Origin of the sequence: Bradyrhizobium sp. (assembly GCF_017881085.1) — a bacterium.
Lineage (GTDB): Bacteria > Pseudomonadota > Alphaproteobacteria > Rhizobiales > Xanthobacteraceae > Bradyrhizobium.
On the sequence record NZ_JADGRI010000096.1, the window covers coordinates 1 to 16099 of the forward strand.

At 64.1% G+C, this 16099-nt stretch carries 17 protein-coding genes; 10 read left to right on the forward strand and 7 right to left on the reverse strand.

The window, feature by feature from the left end; translation table 11 throughout:
• A partial coding sequence (locus QZ213_RS11665) for an amidase family protein (protein WP_291686224.1) occupies window positions 1-1312 on the forward strand: 1312 nt, incomplete at its 5' end.
• 27 nt (window positions 1313-1339) lie between these two features.
• On the opposite strand, the gene QZ213_RS11670 is transcribed toward QZ213_RS11665, so the two are convergent.
• A complete protein-coding gene (locus QZ213_RS11670; protein ID WP_291686225.1) occupies window positions 1340-1990 on the reverse strand; it encodes a TetR/AcrR family transcriptional regulator in 651 nt (216 codons plus the stop codon).
• 160 nt (window positions 1991-2150) lie between these two features.
• Between QZ213_RS11670 and QZ213_RS11675 the strand changes: the two genes are divergently transcribed.
• From QZ213_RS11675 to QZ213_RS11700, 6 genes are all read left to right on the forward strand, one after another.
• A complete protein-coding gene (locus QZ213_RS11675) occupies window positions 2151-2360 on the forward strand; it encodes a ferredoxin (RefSeq protein WP_291686226.1) in 210 nt (69 codons plus the stop codon).
• A gap of 91 nt (window positions 2361-2451) precedes the next feature.
• The gene (locus QZ213_RS11680) at window positions 2452-3672 is read left to right on the forward strand and encodes a cytochrome P450 (protein WP_291686227.1); all 1221 of its coding nucleotides are present in this window, start codon (window positions 2452-2454) and stop codon (window positions 3670-3672) included.
• 46 nt (window positions 3673-3718) lie between these two features.
• Window positions 3719-5041, forward strand: coding sequence for an MFS transporter (locus QZ213_RS11685; protein WP_291686228.1), 1323 nt, complete (start codon window positions 3719-3721; stop codon window positions 5039-5041).
• Between the two features lie 30 nt (window positions 5042-5071).
• Window positions 5072-5737, forward strand: a complete 666-nt coding sequence (locus QZ213_RS11690) for a sulfite oxidase-like oxidoreductase (RefSeq protein WP_291686229.1) — start codon at window positions 5072-5074, stop codon at window positions 5735-5737.
• A gap of 33 nt (window positions 5738-5770) precedes the next feature.
• Window positions 5771-6994: a bifunctional alpha/beta hydrolase/OsmC family protein gene (locus tag QZ213_RS11695; protein WP_291686230.1), complete on the forward strand. Its 1224-nt coding sequence runs from the start codon at window positions 5771-5773 to the stop codon at window positions 6992-6994.
• 44 nt (window positions 6995-7038) lie between these two features.
• Complete coding sequence (locus QZ213_RS11700; RefSeq protein WP_291686231.1) at window positions 7039-7986, forward strand: fatty acid desaturase family protein; 948 nt, start codon at window positions 7039-7041, stop codon at window positions 7984-7986.
• Window positions 7987-8063: 77 nt separating this feature from the next.
• On the opposite strand, the gene QZ213_RS11705 is transcribed toward QZ213_RS11700, so the two are convergent.
• Window positions 8064-9161, reverse strand: coding sequence for a YeeE/YedE family protein (locus QZ213_RS11705; RefSeq protein ID WP_291686232.1), 1098 nt, complete (start codon window positions 9159-9161; stop codon window positions 8064-8066).
• 372 nt (window positions 9162-9533) lie between these two features.
• On the opposite strand from QZ213_RS11705, the gene paaI reads away from it, so the two are divergent.
• The 3 genes from paaI to iaaH all read left to right on the forward strand — a co-directional run bounded on the left by paaI (window position 9534) and on the right by iaaH (window position 12886).
• Window positions 9534-9992: a hydroxyphenylacetyl-CoA thioesterase PaaI gene (gene paaI / locus QZ213_RS11710; RefSeq protein ID WP_291686233.1), complete on the forward strand. Its 459-nt coding sequence runs from the start codon at window positions 9534-9536 to the stop codon at window positions 9990-9992.
• Between the two features lie 29 nt (window positions 9993-10021).
• Window positions 10022-11353 carry a phenylacetate--CoA ligase PaaK gene (gene paaK, locus QZ213_RS11715; RefSeq protein WP_291686234.1) on the forward strand — a complete coding sequence of 444 codons (1332 nt, stop codon included), beginning with the start codon at window positions 10022-10024 and terminating at the stop codon, window positions 11351-11353.
• A 102-nt stretch (window positions 11354-11455) separates the two neighbouring features.
• The gene (gene iaaH, locus QZ213_RS11720; protein ID WP_291686235.1) at window positions 11456-12886 is read left to right on the forward strand and encodes an indoleacetamide hydrolase; all 1431 of its coding nucleotides are present in this window, start codon (window positions 11456-11458) and stop codon (window positions 12884-12886) included.
• A 51-nt stretch (window positions 12887-12937) separates the two neighbouring features.
• On the opposite strand, the gene paaE is transcribed toward iaaH, so the two are convergent.
• From paaE to QZ213_RS11745, 5 genes are all read right to left on the reverse strand, one after another.
• Window positions 12938-14020 carry a 1,2-phenylacetyl-CoA epoxidase subunit PaaE gene (gene paaE, locus QZ213_RS11725; protein WP_291686236.1) on the reverse strand — a complete coding sequence of 361 codons (1083 nt, stop codon included), beginning with the start codon at window positions 14018-14020 and terminating at the stop codon, window positions 12938-12940.
• Window positions 14021-14022: 2 nt separating this feature from the next.
• On the reverse strand, window positions 14023-14526 hold the full coding sequence (paaD, locus tag QZ213_RS11730) for a 1,2-phenylacetyl-CoA epoxidase subunit PaaD (protein WP_291686237.1): 504 nt from the start codon (window positions 14524-14526) through the stop codon (window positions 14023-14025).
• On the reverse strand, window positions 14520-15296 hold the full coding sequence (gene paaC / locus QZ213_RS11735; protein ID WP_291686238.1) for a 1,2-phenylacetyl-CoA epoxidase subunit PaaC: 777 nt from the start codon (window positions 15294-15296) through the stop codon (window positions 14520-14522). The genes paaD and paaC overlap by 7 nt, the downstream gene beginning before the upstream one ends.
• Window positions 15297-15413: 117 nt before the next feature.
• Window positions 15414-15701: a 1,2-phenylacetyl-CoA epoxidase subunit PaaB gene (paaB, locus tag QZ213_RS11740; protein WP_291686239.1), complete on the reverse strand. Its 288-nt coding sequence runs from the start codon at window positions 15699-15701 to the stop codon at window positions 15414-15416.
• A gap of 19 nt (window positions 15702-15720) precedes the next feature.
• On the reverse strand, window positions 15721-16099 hold a 379-nt coding region (locus QZ213_RS11745; protein WP_291686240.1), incomplete at its 5' end, for a Phenylacetic acid catabolic protein.

The window sequence follows — 16099 nt, forward strand, 5'->3', positions numbered from 1 at the left end:
CGAGGTCGACGGCCAGGTGAATGCGTTGCCGACACGGTGCTTCGACCGCGCCCGCGCGCATGCGAAAGCCCTGATGAAAAAGCCCGCAGGCGAGCGCGGCCTGCTCGCCGGCCTGCCGGTGCCGATCAAGGACCTGACCGATGTCGAGGGCGTGCTCACCACGCAGGGCTCGCCGATTTACCGGGATCATATCCCCGACCGTTCCGATTTCCTGGTCGAGCATCTCGAGAACAATGGCGGGATAATCTACGCCAAATCCAACACGCCGGAATTCGGCGCCGGCGCCAACACTTTCAACGAGGTGTTCGGCGCGACGCGCAATCCCTGGGATACTTCGCGCTCCGCCGCCGGCTCGTCGGGCGGCGCCGCCGTCGCGCTCGCAACCGGCATGGCGTGGCTGGCGCACGGCTCCGACATGGGCGGCTCCCTGCGCAACCCCGCCAGCTTCTGCGGCATCGTCGGCCTGCGCCCGAGCATCGGCCGCGTCGCGCACACGCCGAAATTCAAGATCGACCGCAATCTCGGCGTACAGGGCCCGATGGCGCGCAATGTCGAGGATCTGGCGCTGATGCTCGATGCCATGAGCGGCGAACATCCCGCCGATCCGCTGTCACTGCCTTCGCTGCCGACATCGTTCCTGTCCGCAGCTCGCTCCGGCAAGCGCCCGAAACGCGTCGCGTTCTCGCCCGATCTCGGCATCACCCCGGTCGATCCCGAGGTCGCTGCCATCACCCGAAAGGCGGCGGCGCGCTTCGCGGAATTGGGCGCCATCGTCGAGGAGGCCCATCCGGACCTGCGCGAGGCGCATGAATGCTTCCACGTGCTGCGCGCGTTCGACTTTGCGATCAGCAAGGCGGCGCTGCTGCGCTCCAAGCGCGACCTGCTCAAGCCCGAGGTGATCTGGAACATCGAGGAAGGCCTCAAGCTGACGGTCGAGCAGCTCGCGCGGGCCGAAGCGCAGCGCATCGCGATGACCAGCCGCACGCTCGAGTTCTTTGGGACATACGACCTATTGCTCGCGCCGGCCACCATCGTGGCGCCGTTTCCGGTCGAGCACCGGTATGTCGCCGAATGCGCCGGCAAGAAGTTCGACAATTACGTCGAATGGCTCGGCATCGTCTACGCCATCACGCTGGTCTGTTGTCCGGCGCTGTCGCTGCCGTGCGGGTTTACCGCGTCAGGCTTGCCGGTCGGGCTCCAGATGGTGGCCGCGCCGCGCGGCGAGGGGCAGCTTCTCGCGGGAGCAAAGCTGTTGGAGGATATCCTGGGCGTGCGTGGCACCACGCCGATCGATCCAAGGCCGCCGAAGTAGCGCCACATCGACCGGGATCGCCGCGACCTAAGCGCTGGCAGGGTCCCGCTCAGCCGCCGTTGCCTCCTTGATCGCGACCGAGAGAGCCAATTTGGTCTCCGCCACGATATCCTCGACCAGCTCCTCTCGCGTCATGTTGGCGACCTGTCCGGTCAGGAGCCCCTGCTCCGCCAGCATCACCACCCCATGCAGCGCGGCCCAGATTTTCAAGGCATGCCGCTCACGCAGCAATCCGACCGCCGGCGCCTCCAGCGCTTCCAGCGCCAGGCCGAAGGTTTCCATCGCCGCATTGTGAAGCTCGCTGCCTTTTGCCGCGCAGGCCATGGTCCGTGATGCGAACATCAGGCGGTAGATGCCGTTGCGGCGAAGACCGAACGCCAGCGTCGCCTGCGCGAAGCGCGACAGTTTTGAGCGTTTGGACGGCTTTGCAATCGACTCGCGCAGCGTTGCGCTGAACTGCCGGAACGCCTCGGCGGTCACGGCTGCGATCAGCGCTTCACGATCGGCAAAATGCCGGTACGGCGCCGGCTGCGAGACGCCAAGCTTCTTCGCCAACGCCTTGATGCTGATGGCTTCCGGCCCGCCCTGCTCCGCGTCCCGGAGCGCGGCCTGAACCAGGGCATCCCTGAGATCCCCATGGTGATAGGCGTTGAGCGACTTGCGGGCGAGTTGAGTCATCTAAAGTAACAATCCATCACTTTCCGCTTGACGCATCGGCGCGGCGCCAATGTAATATGCTATAACTTAAGGGCACCGCCAAGATGCCTGCCCCGTCTGCGTCAAAAGATGGGAAACACATGCCGCGCCGCAGAGCGCGCTAGCGAGGGGAACGATTGCCATGTCGGGAAAGCTGAAAATCCACGTCGACCAGGACAAGTGTCAGGGGCACGCCCGCTGCAAATCGCTGGCGCCCGAGTTGTTCAACCTCGACGAATTCGGCAATGCCCATGAAGTCGGCGACGGAAGCGTGCCCGCGGGACTTGAGGACAAGGCCTGGCTCGCCAAGGCCAATTGCCCGGAAATCGCGATCGAAGTCACCGAAGAGTGAAGCTTTTCGTCAGTGCCGCCGATTTGAAATCCGCCGACCGATTTCCAGCACAATCATAGATACAAGCGAACGAACCAGAGGATTTGCCCTGATGTCCGATGCCAGACCGATTATGCCCGAACATCCCCCGGTCACCGACTGGGTGCACGATTTCGACCATACCGATCCGCGCTGGACCGAAAATCCGTTTCCGATCTGGGACGAATTGCGCTCGGCTTCGCCGGTCGTGCACACCGATCGCTTCCTCGGCTGCTATCTGCCGACCACCTATGAGGCGGTCAGGGAGATCGCCCACGACACAGAACATTTTTCCTCGCGCCGCGTCATCGTGCGCGACGTGCGGCCGGAGACCACGGGCGTGGCGCCGCCGATCACCTCCGACCCGCCGGAACACAAGCCGGCGAAGCAGCTATTGCTGCCGCCGTTCACGCCCGACGCGATGAAGCGGCTGGAGCCGAGGGTCCGCGCCATCTGCAACGAACTGATCGACGAATTCATCGCCGACGGCAAATGCGACGCCGCCGCGCGCTACACCAAGCACGTTCCGGTCCGCGCCATCGCCCACATGCTCGGCATCCCCGAGAAGGACTCCGACCTCTTCATCAAATGGATCCACGAAATCCTCGAGCTCGGCATCAGGGACGATGACGCCCTGATGCGCGCGGTCCACGAGATGAGCGGCTATTTCGCCGGCCACATCGAGTACCGCAAGCAGCACAAGACCGACGATTTGATCTCGACGCTGATGAATGCGAAGGACAAGACCGGCCAGCCGCTGTCCGACGGCCATGTGCTGGGCTCGTTGCGGCTGCTGCTGATCGCGGGCATCGACACCACCTGGAGCGCGATCGGCGCCTCGCTGTGGCACCTGGCGAAGACGCCCGCGGACCGCGAGCGACTGATCGCGGAGCCCGAGTTGATGCCGACCGCGGTCGAGGAATTGCTGCGCGCCTATTCGCCTGTGACAATGGCGCGCGAGGTGATGAAGGAAACGACGATCAGCGGCTGCCCGGTCAAGCCCGGCAACATGGTGCTGTTGTCGTTCCCCGCCGCCAACCGTGATCCCGCCGTGTTTCCGGACGCCGACAAGGTCGTACTCGACCGCAAGGAGAACCGCCACGCCGCCTTCGGTCTCGGGATTCACCGCTGCGTCGGTTCCAACCTGGCGCGCATGGAAATGACGGTCGCACTCGAAGAATGGCTGAAGCGGATTCCGGAATTCCGGCTCGACCCGGCCGGCCAGGTCAAATGGTCGGAGGGAACCGTGCGCGGTCCGCGCCAGCTCCCCGTGCTTTTTGGGAAGGCGGGCTGAAATCTTCGCCCGACCGGGCTACAATGATCGCTGCTGGGAGGCCGACATGACCATGGAAGCCGCAAAACCCGTAGCCGATCAAATCGACCTCGCCGACGTCGAGCGCCGGGTCAAAGCGATCTTCATCGGCTCGGTCGGTAATCTCGTAGAATGGTATGATTTTTACGCCTACACGGCGTTCGCGCTTTATTTCGCGCCGGCGTTCTTTCCGCAGAGCGATCCAGTGGTGCAGCAGCTCAACGCCGCGGTGTTGTTCGCCGCCACGTTCCTGATGCGCCCGCTGGGCGGCTGGCTGTTCGGTTACCTCGCCGATCGCTACGGCCGAAGGATTTCGCTGACGCTGTCGGTGGTCTGCATGTGCTTCGGCTCGCTGATCATCGCGGTGACGCCGACCTATGCCTCGATCGGCCTCGCCGCGCCGGCCATCCTGGCGCTGGCGCGCGTTATCGAGGGCTTGAGCCTGGGCGGCGAATACGGCGCCAGCGCGACCTACCTGAGCGAGGTCGCCGACGCCAGGCATCGCGGCTTCTATTCCAGCTTTCAATACGTCACCCTGATCGGCGGCCAGCTCACGGCGATCATCGTGCTGTTGTTGCTGCAAAAGGTGTTCCTGACGCCTGAGGAATTGAAGGCATGGGGCTGGCGGATTCCGTTCGTGATCGGCGCCGGGCTTGCGATTTTTGCCGCGGTCATGCGCCGCAACCTGCAGGAGACCGAAGCGTTCGTCGAAGCCGCAAAAATCGTGCAGCCGAGCGGTTCGATCCGCATCCTGCTGAAATATCCGCGCGAGCTGCTATTGGTGGTCGGCCTAACCGCCGGCGGCACCGCGGCGTTCTACACCTTCACCACCTATATGCAGACTTTTGTGAAACTGTCGGTCGGCCTCAGCGAAGATCAGACGACCTTCGTGATTTTCGGAACACTGATCTTTGCAACGCTGCTGCAACCGATTTACGGCGCGCTGTCCGACCGCATCGGGCGCAAGCCGCTTTTGATCTTTTTCGGCGTCGCCGGTACGCTGTCGACGATTCCGATCCTGACGACGCTGAAGGAAACCAAGTCGCCATTCACAGCGTTCCTGCTGATCTGCGCGGCCTGGATCTTTGTGGCCGGCTACACCTCGATCAACGCCGTCGTGAAGGCTGAATTGTTTCCCACCAATGTCCGTGCGCTCGGGGTCGGCCTACCCTACGCGGTCACGGTATCCCTGTTCGGCGGCACGGCCCCGGCGATCGCGCTGTCTTTCAAGAGCCTGGGGCATGAGGACTGGTTCTATTATTATCTGAGTGGCATTATCTTTCTCTCGCTGATCATCTACTCGACCATGCGCGACACCAAGCATGAATCGGCGATGCATCGGCACCAATAATATCGCCACCGATAACCAGGGGCTTGAGATATGGCCGAACAGAACGACCCGCCCCCGGACAGCAAGCTGACGCGCAGCAAGGAGCGCTGGGCGCGCGAGGGGAAATTCCTCACCGGAAAGATCGCGCGCCCCGACGAGCAGCGCCTGCCGCCGGGCCAGCACCTGACAAGAGACTGGCCCGTCCTCGACCTCGGCCTGACGCCGCAGATTTCCAGGGAGCGCTGGCGGCTCGACGTCTACGGCGCGGTCCAGCATCCGATCTTCTGGGACTTCGGGCAGTTCACCGCGGAGCCACAGACCAAATTCGTCTCCGACATCCATTGCGTCACGACATGGTCGCGCTACGACAACCAATGGGAGGGGCTGGCGACTAGCGACCTCCTCAATGCCTGCCAGCCGCGTGAGGAGGCGCGCTGCGTCGTGCTGCATTCCCATGACGGCTACACCACCAATCTTGCGCTGGAAGATTTCGCCGCCGAGGACGCCCTGCTCGCGCACAGCTGGTCCGGCGCGCCCCTGCATCAGGAACACGGCGGCCCGGTGCGGCTGGTGGTGCCGCATCTCTATTTCTGGAAAAGCGCCAAATGGCTGCAGAGCATCGAATTCCTCGACCGCGATGCGCCGGGCTATTGGGAAGTCCGCGGCTATCACAACCGCGGCGACCCCTGGAAGGAAGAGCGCTATTCCGGCGACTGACAAAACCGCTCACCCGAACCGTGGAGACTGACCGTGCCGACCGAGCGCTTCCAATTCACGGGTGAAGGCGGCCATCAACTCGCGGCATCGCTCGACTTGCCCGAGCGCGAGCCGATCGCCTACGCGTTGTTCGCGCATTGCTTCACCTGCGGCAAGGACGTGCTGGCCGCCCGGCGCATCGCATTCGCGCTCGCGGCGAAAGGCATCGCCGTGCTGCGGTTCGACTTTACCGGCCTGGGCTCCAGCGAAGGCGAATTTGCAAATTCCACCTTTTCCTCGAACGTCGCCGATCTCGTGCGCGCCGCCGATCACCTGCGCCAAACCAAAAAGGCGCCGGCGGTCCTGATCGGCCACAGCCTCGGCGGCGCCGCCATTCTCGCCGCCGCCGGCCAAATTCCGGAAGCCAGGGCGGTCGTCACCATCGGCGCCCCCTCCGATCCCGCCCACGTGACCGGGCTTTTCAGGGATCGCATCGAGGACATCCGCAGGCATGGCAAGGTCGAGGTCTTGCTGGCCGGCCGGCCGTTCCACATCACGCGCGATTTCCTCGACGACATCGCCGAGCACGGCCTGATGGCGCATGTGACGAACCTGCACAAGGCGCTGCTGATCATGCATTCACCGACCGACGACACCGTCGGCATTGACAATGCCACGCGTATCTTCGTCGCCGCCAGGCATCCCAAGAGCTTCGTCTCGCTCGCCGACGCGGATCATCTGCTCAGCGGCAAGCGCGACGCCGCCTATGTCGCCGAAATCATCGCCGCCTGGGCCACGCGCTACCTCGATTCCGTCGTCGCCGAGCCGGCCGCCGATCTGGCCGAAGCGCCGCGCATGGTCGTGGTGCGCGAGACCCGAGCCGGCCAATTCCAGCAGACCGTTTCGATCGGGCCGCACCGGATGCTGGCCGACGAGCCGGTGGCTGCCGGCGGCGAGGACACCGGACCCGGACCGTACGATCTTGTGCTCGCGGGCCTGGGCGCCTGCACCTCGATGACCATGCGCCTCTACGCCGACCGCAAATCGCTGCCGCTGGAGCGGACCACGGTGACATTGAAGCACAACAAGATCCATGCGCAGGACTGCGCCGAATGTGAAACCAGGGAAGGCATGCTCGACCAGATCGAACGCGTCATTGCCATGGAGGGCAATCTCGACGCCGGGCAGCGCAAGCGACTGATGGAAATCGCCGAAAAGTGCCCGGTGCACCGCACCCTCACCTCCGAGATCCACATCGTGACCCGCGCGGCCGATTGACCAACCACCGAGCGGGCGTATCATGATCGCCAGAGGAACCGCCTATGCCCGTCGTCGCGCGCGTCGATCCCAAAACCATCTTTACATCAGCGGAATGGGGCCGGCTGACCTCGCGCAGTTCGCTGCGCGGCATGTGGCTGGTGCTTCATGCCTGGGGCACGATCATTGCCGCGATCGCGCTGGTCACGCTGTGGCCAAATCCCCTGACATGGCTGATCGCGGTGACGGTCGTCGGCGCGCGCCAGCTCGGTCTTGCCATCCTGATGCACGAAGCCGCGCACGGAGGCATTCATGCCAACAAGGCGATCAATGAATGGGGCGGACAATGGCTGTGCGCGGTGCCGGTCGGCGCCGATCTCGCGAGCTACCGCTCCTATCATCTGCAGCATCACAAATTCACCCAGCAGCCCGAGGATCCAGATCTCTCGCTGTCGGCGCCGTTTCCGATCACGAAGGAGAGTTTCTATCGCAAGGCGATCCGCGATCTCACCGGGCAGACTTTTTTGAAACAGCGGCGGCCCTTGTTCCTGTCGCTGTTCAAACGCAGCAGCGCTGATGACCGGATTTCACATGACAGCTTCCTGTCCGGGGGCGCCGACAAGATGGCGCGCTTCCTTGGCCTGAATGTCCTGATGTTCGTTCTGTTCTGGCTGGCCGGCGCGGGCGTCTGGTTCTGGGCGGTCTGGGTGTTGGCGATGGCGACCTGGCTGCCGCTGGTGACGCGCATCCGCAACATCGCCGAACACGCCTGCACCTCGACCGGCGAAGATCCGTTCAGCCACGCGCGCACCACTCTCGCCAACCCGATCGAGCGGCTGTTGATCGCGCCCTATTGGGTGAACTATCACGCCGAGCATCATCTGTTCATGTATTTGCCGTGCTACCGGCTGCCGGAAGCGCATCGGCTTCTGGTCGAGAGGGGCCTGATCAAGCGGATGGAAGTGAAGCCCGGCTATCTCGAGGTGATGCGGCTCGCGACCTCAAAGGCATGATCCCGAAAAGTGGGTGCCGGTTTTCGGATTGGATCATGCCTTAACAAAAACAAGCGCGAGGCTGATTCAGCCTCGCGTCAGCGCGCCTGACCGTCCTGCATCGTAACCCGCGCGTCCTGCGCCGGCACCAGCGGCTGCACGCGAAGCACGCCGCGCAGACCTGCGGCCGTGCCGAGCAGAATTCCACCGACCGCGACGAAAGACGCCAGCGCCAGCGTCGACAGGCCCGTGAGCCCCTGCCCGATCGAGCAGCCATAGGCCATCGCGCCGCCCGCGCCCATCAGCGCCGCGCCGCCGATCGAGCGCAGCATGTGGCGCGGCGAGGTAAACCCTTCCCAGCCGAAGCGGCCGGTGACGAGCGACGTCACCAGGCTTCCGGCGAATACGCCGCCCACCATGGCAATGCCGAAATTCAGGCTGAGCCCGGTCGACAGCATGGCGTATTGCACGCTATCGGCGATCGGCGCGATGAAGGTCAGCGACGTCACCGGAGCCGGATTGAAGTCGTCGGCGCCGAGATAGCCGGTCGCAAGCCAGCCGCCGGTGACCAGAAGGCCGACGGCGATCCCTGCGGCGATCTGGCCCCATGCCCGCTTGAACGGCGCATGTGCGAACGCAAAGATGATCAGCGCTCCCGCGATCACGGAGGCCGCGATCATTCGCGCGAACGTCTCGCTGAGCCCGAAAATCGACAACAGCGCCGGCAGCGAAACCGATTTCGGGGCCGCCTGGGTTGCCTGCAGCACCGCGATCCGGCCCGGGGCGATCAGTCCCTTCAGGGTCATCTGCGCTGATATGCCGAGCACGATCACCACGACGAACGAACGCAGATTGCCGCGGCCGAGCAGCACCAGCGCGCGCGAGCCGCAGCCGTTCGAGAGCACCATGCCATAACCGAACAGCAATCCTCCGGCGAACATCAGCGGCGCCGAGAACGACGGTTGCAGATAGATTGATTTGCCGATGTCGACGACATTGCCGGCGGCCAGAAGCTGGGTCGCGGCGATCGCAACGCCGAGCGCGAGCGCAAAGGTCCGGATCAGGCGGCTGTCGCCGTCGGCCCACCAGCCACGCAAGCCGGAGAGCAGGCAAAAGCCGCTCAACAGGCCGATCGCGCCATAGGCAAGGCCAATCAGGAGCCCGCTCACTACGACAATGGTGCCGCCGTCCTGCACTGGTTTTTCCTCGAAATGAGAACGGCTGCGACGTCCGCCCCGGCCGAAAGAGAATGCAATTTTCGTGCTGCTATAATGGCTTACATGGAGACCCGTCCACTTCAGTCAAGAAATAAGAACAAAGCCGTCGCGCAGCCGGCCCACAAGGGAATGAAACCCTTGTCTTCAACCGGAATACGAATGATTTCGTTCCCACAGATGGGCTGGCGCCCGCCGGGATCGTTGACAGCATGACGCCTTCCCATCATGACTAATCGACTGAACCAACAGCTAAAGAGGCTTGTTCCAACGAGCCCGGCACGGCCAGGGGAGAAGCGGATTGCATCCGATCCTGATTGAAATGCAGTCACCGATATCGGCGGGGACGCCGAGGTGAACGTCAAGGCCACGCTCTCGCCCGACGACCTCGCGCGCGCCTGCGCGGAGGCGATGTGGAAGGAAGACGACGCCAGCAAGGGTCTCGGCATGGAGATCCTTGAGATCAGGGCCGGCGAAGCGACGCTGGCCATGACGGTCCAGCCGAACATGGTCAATGGCCACAGCATCGCCCATGGCGGCTTCATCTTCACGCTGGCGGATTCCGCCTTCGCCTTTGCCTGCAACTCCCACAACGAGCGCGCGGTTGCGGCCCAGGGCAATATCTCCTTCATCCGGCCGGGCAAGCTCGGCGACCGGCTGGTCGCGACGGCGCGGGAAATCTCGCGGACCGGGCGCTCCGGGATCTACGATGTGCGCGTCACCGTCGATGGAACTGTTATCGCCGAGCTGCGCGGCCATTCCCGCACCATCGGCGGCGCCTGGGTGCCGGCGACGGAACCCGGCAAAGAATAAGACAGAAAACAATCCAGGGGAAACGTCCGATGGCTTCGACCAACCTTCAATCGAAGAAGAGCGGCTATAGCGCTGTGCTGGACGACGCCGAGCGCGCGTCCCGCGACGAGATCACGGCGCTGCAAACCAAACGCCTCGCCGCGACGCTGGCGCGCGTCTACGACAATGTCGCGCACTACAAGAAAGCCTTCGACAAGGCCGGCGTGCATCCCGGGGATTTCCGGCAGCTGTCGGACCTGAAGAACTTTCCGTTCACGGTGAAGACCGATCTGCGCGACAATTACCCGTTCAACATGTTCGCGGTGCCCCGCGAAAGGCTGGTCCGCGTCCACGCTTCTTCCGGCACCACCGGCAAGCCGATCGTGGTCGGCTATACCAGGGCCGATATCGAGACGTGGTCGGAGCTGATGGCGCGCTCGATCCGCGCCGCCGGCGGCCGCAGCGGAATGATCATCCACAATGCCTATGGCTACGGCCTCTTCACCGGCGGCCTTGGCGTGCATTACGGCGCGGAAAAGCTCGGCTGCACGGTAGTGCCGATCTCCGGCGGCATGACCGAACGGCAGGTGCAGCTGATCAACGATTTCAGGCCCGACATCATCACGGTGACGCCGAGCTACATGCTGGCGATCCTCGACGAGTTCAGGCGTCAGGGTCTCGATCCCCGCAAATCGTCCTTGAAGATCGGCATCTTCGGCGCCGAGCCATGGACCAATGCGATGCGCGCCGAGATCGAACAATCCTTCGACATGGATGCCACCGACATCTACGGCCTGTCCGAGGTGATGGGCCCCGGCGTCGCCCAGGAATGCATCGAGACCAAGGATGGCCTGCATATCTGGGAGGATCATTTCTACCCGGAGGTGATCGATCCCGAGACCGGCGCGCTGCTGCCCGACGGCGAGAAGGGCGAACTCGTCTTCACCTCGCTGACCAAGGAAGCCTTCCCGGTGATCCGTTACCGCACCCGCGACCTGACACGGCTGTTGCCGGGCACGGCGCGGCCAGGCATGCGGCGGATGGAGAAGGTCACCGGGCGTTCCGACGACATGATCATCCTGCGCGGCGTCAACGTGTTCCCGACCCAGATCGAGGAAGTGCTGCTCGCCACCGACTGGTGCGGCGGTCATTTCATCATCGAACTGACCCGCGAGGGGCGAATGGACGTGATGACGGTGCTGGCGGAGGCGCGCCCCGAGAACTGGGACGGCCGGGGACTGGTCGAACAGACCGCGCTGGTCACCCACCACATCAAGAACACCACCGGTATCCACGCCAATATCAGGGCCGTGCCGCCCGACACGCTGGAGCGCTCGCTCGGCAAGGCCAGGCGCGTGTTCGACAAGCGGCCGAAGGAATAGGTAGCCGCCCATCTCTGGTGCCGCGCCGCGCTATCCTGCTATCGTCGATCGCCGCCTGCCCGGGGCGGCGTTTCCTTACCCCCTGGAAATGCGAGTCGCGCCATGGCCGATACCCCTTCGCCCACCGCTGCCGAGTTGGTCGCGTCGATCCGTGACAAGAAGATATCAGCCGTGAGCGCCGTGCGCGCCGCGCTGGAACGCGCCGAGCAGCAAAAGGACCTCAACGCATTCGTGATCCTGAACAGGGACGGCGCGCTGGCGGCCGCAGCCCTGGTCGATGCGGGCAAGACAACCGGCGCGCTGGCCGGCCTGCCGATCGTCGTGAAGGACAATATCAACACCGCCGACCTGCCGACATCGGGCGGCACACCGGCGCTGCAGAATGCGCGTCCAACCCGCAACGCCCCCTCGCTGCAGAAACTGCTGGATGCCGGCGCCATCATCATCGGCAAGGCCAACATGCATGAACTCGCGTTCGGCATCACCAGCACCAATTTGTCGTCATTCGCCGGAGCGGTGAAAAATCCCTACCACAAGACCCGGATTCCCGGCGGCTCGTCGGGCGGGACGGCGGCGGCCGTTGCCGCACGTATCGTGACGTGCGGCCTCGGCTCCGATACCGGCGGGTCGACCCGCGTGCCGGCGGCGCTGACGGGTACCGTGGGGTTGCGGCCCTCGGTCGGCAATGGCGGCGCAGAGCGGCGCTACGATGATGCCAATCTGGTGGTACCGATCAGCCATACCCGCGACACCGTGGGTCCGATGGGCCGCACCGTGGCCGACGTGGCGCTGCTGGATTCCGTCATCACCGGTAGCCCGGTTGCCTTGGCCGAACCGCTGCGCGGCAAGCGCCTCGGCATCCCCGCCTCCTTCTGGAGCGGGCTCGATCGCGAACTGGAAGCGGTCGCGATCGCCGCGCGCGCAAAACTTGCGGACGCCGGCGTGGTCCTGGTCGATGCCGATTTGCCCGGATTGTTCGAACAGAACGCCAAGGTCTCATTCCCCGTCGCGCTGCATGAGCCGGTTGCCGATATCCCCGCCTACCTGAAGGCATCCGGCATCGAAGGCATCACGCTGGCCGACATCGCCGCAAAAATCGCCAGCCCCGATGTGCAAGGCGCGTTCGGCGCCATCACCGCGGATGTGTTCGGCGCCGCTTACCCGGACGTCATGACCGTGCAGCGGCCGGCGCTCCAGAAGCTCTACGCGGCGTATTTCCGCGACAACCGCCTGGACGGCATCCTGTTCCCCACCACGATTGCGCCGGCGCCCACAATCGACATGGAAAAGGGATCAAGCGAGATGTCGATCAACGGCGGCACGCCGGCGCCGACGTTCGACACCATGATCCGCAACACCGATCCCGGCAGCAACGCCGGCCTTCCCGGGCTGTCGCTGTTCGCCGGCATGACCGCGGGCGGTTTGCCGGTTGGGCTGGAGATCGACGGGCCCGTCGGTAGCGACACAAAACTGCTCGGGCTCGGACTTTCGATCGAAGCGATCTTGGGAACGGCGCCAGCTCCGAACGTTTAATCCGTCATTCCGGGGCGCGCCTTACCGCGTATCCCGGAATGACGGCGCGGGCTAGACGTGATCGTAATCAACCACGACTCGTTCCGTCGTCGGCCGCGCCTGGCAGGTGAGGATAAAACCCTTCTCAAGCTCCCATGGCTCCAGCGAATAGTTCACTTCCATCTCGGCCTTGCCCTCGACCAGCTTGGCGCGGCACGTCGAACACATGCCGCCCTTGCAGGCGAACGGCAGGTCGACGCCCGCGCGCAACGCGGCATCGAGAATGGCCTCGCCTTCCGCGACCGGCACCTCGCGGCGCTTGCCGTCGATGATCAGCGCGGCAATCGCCTTTGGCGGTGCGTTGACGGGCACCACGGCTTTCGGACGTGGCCTGCCGCCGAGCCCGGAGACAAAACGCTCGACATGAATCCGGTCCGCGGCAATGCCGATATCCCTGCAGGTCGCCTCGATGTCCTCGCTCATGCCGGTCGGGCCGCAGATGAAGACATGGTCGACGCTGGCCGCCGGCACCAGCGAGCGCAGCAGCACCCTCACCTTCTCGCCGTCGAGGCGACCGTGCAGGATCGGAATGTCCTGCTCCTCGCCGGAGATCACATGGAATACCGAGAGCCGCTGGATGAAGCGATCCTTGAGTTCCTCCAGCGCCTCGCGGAACAGCATGCCGCCGGTGGAGCGGTTGCCGTAGAACAGGAAGAACCGGCTGTTCGGCTCGCGCGCCAGCACGCCCTTCACGATCGACAGGATCGGCGTGATGCCGGAGCCAGCTGCGAAGCCGACATAGACCCTCGCTTGATCGGGCGCGGGAGCGACTCCGAAGCGGCCTGTCGGCGTCATGACGTCGAGTTCGTCGCCGGATTTCAGCTCGTCGGCGGCCCAGCTCGAGAACGCGCCGCCATCGACCCTTTTTACGGCGATGCGCAGTTCGCCGTCATCGGGGCCGGAGCAGATCGAATAGGAGCGGCGCACTTCCTCGCCGTCCATGGTGGTGCGCAAGGTCAGATACTGCCCGGGGGCAAAACGATAGTCCTCGGTGAGTTCCTGGGGAATCGCGAAGGTCAGCGACACCGCATCGGCGGATTCGCGGCGCAGATCGTTCACGGAGAGACGATGGAAGCGGGGTGCGGATGCGGACATTGTCAGTGACACTTGAAGTAATCAAAGGGTTCGCGGCAGCTCTTGCAGCGCCACAGCGCCTTACAGGACGTCGAGCCGAATTCGGAAAGCACCTCGGTGTCGACGGAGCCGCATTGCGGGCAGGCCACCTGCTCGACCCCGAACAGCGCGCGGCGCGAGCTTGCGGGTTGCGGCGGCGCTATGCCGTATTCGGCGAGCTTGCGGCGGCCGTCCTCGCTCATCCAGTCGGTGGTCCAGGCCGGCGACAGCACGGTACGCACCTTCGAATTGCGAAAGCCCTCGCGCTCCAGCGCCAGTTCGATCTCGAGGGTTATCATGTTCATCGCGGGACAGCCGGAATAGGTCGGCGTGATCGCGACCTCGACCTGACCGTCGTTGACCGCTACGTCGCGGAGCACGCCGAGATCGGCGATGCTCAGCACGGGAATTTCAGGATCGACCACGGTCGCCACCACATCCCAGGCGCGCTGCCGCAATTCGGCGTCATCGAACATGGCGATCACCATGTGGCACCCGGAAAGGTCCGCTGCATCGACTGCAACTCGCTGAGCAGATGGCCGAGATGCTCGCTGTGCCGGCCACTGCGGCCGCCCTGCTGCATCCAGTCGTTCTTCGGCAGCACCAGCGTCGCTTCGCTGACGACATCGGAAACGGTCTTGAGCCATTGCGGACGCAAGCCCGCGGGATCGACGGCGATGCCGGCATCGATCAAGGCGCGCTCGCTTTCGTCAACCTCGAACATCTCGCCCGTAAAAGCCCAGAGATCATCGACCGCGGTCTGAGCGCGGGCGTGGCTTTCCTCGGTTCCATCGCCGAGCCGGACGATCCATTCCGACGAATGCCGCAAATGATAGGCGCTTTCCTTTTCGGATTTCGCCGCGATCGCCGAAAGCGTGGCGTCGCTCGACTTCATCATCGCGCGCCAATAGAGATCGGCGAAGGCCGAGTAGAAGAACTGCCGCACCATGGTGCGCGCGAAATCGCCATTCGGTTGTTCGAGCAGTAGCAGATTGCGGTACTGCCGAACATCGCGCAAATACGCGAATTTGTCCTCGTCGTTGCCCTTGCCTTCGACCCTGGCGGCATAGCTGTAGAGTTCACGCGCCTGGCCGAGCAGGTCGAGGCCCATATTGGCGAGTGCCATGTCCTCTTCCAGCATCGGCGCGTGGCCGCACCATTCCGACAGCCGGTGCCCCAGAATGAGTGCGTCGTCGGCCCGGCGCAGCGTGTACAGCACCAGCGGCGTTTCCGAGACGGAAATAGAGGCGACAGCCATGTTCTCTAACCTGCTTGCCTGACCGTATTGCCGTCATCGCGAAGAGCGAAGCGACGAAGCAATCCAGCTCGTGGTTCTATGGATTGCTTCGCTGCGCTCGCAATGACGCAGCAAGAATCACATATGTCCGACTTCGTCGGGCACGTCGTAAAATGTCGGATGCCGGTAGATCTTGGATTCCGCTGGCTCGAACATCATGCCCTTCTCGGCCGGGTCGGAGGCGGTGATCGCGCTGGACGGCACCACCCAGATCGACAGGCCCTCGCCGCGACGGGTGTAGATGTCGCGCGCGGCCTGCAGCGCCAGCGTCGCGTCGGCGGCATGCAGCGAGCCGACATGCTTGTGCGCCAGACCATTGCGGCTGCGAATGAAGACTTCCCATAGCGGCGTATTCGGCGTGGCCATCATGATCTCCCTGGAATTCTCATGCAGCCTGCGCCGCAGACCGCTGCTTGCGCTTCTCCGCGTAGGCCTTGGCCGCCTCGCGCACCCACGCGCCTTCGTCATGAGCCTTGCGCCGCGCCGCCATGCGGTCGCGGTTACAGGGACCGTTGCCGGCCAGCACCTGCTTGAATTCGGTCCAGTCAATCGCGCTGTATTCCCAATGGCCCGTGGTCGCGTTCTGCTTCAAGCCGGGATCGGGAATCGAAAGTCCCAGATACCGCGCCTGCGGCACCGTCGCATCGACGAATTTCTGGCGCAGCTCGTCGTTGGAGAAGCGTTTGATCTTCCATTTCGTGGAAGTGTCGCTGTGCTGGCTGACCTGGTCGGGCGGCCCGAACATCATCAGGACGGGCCACCAC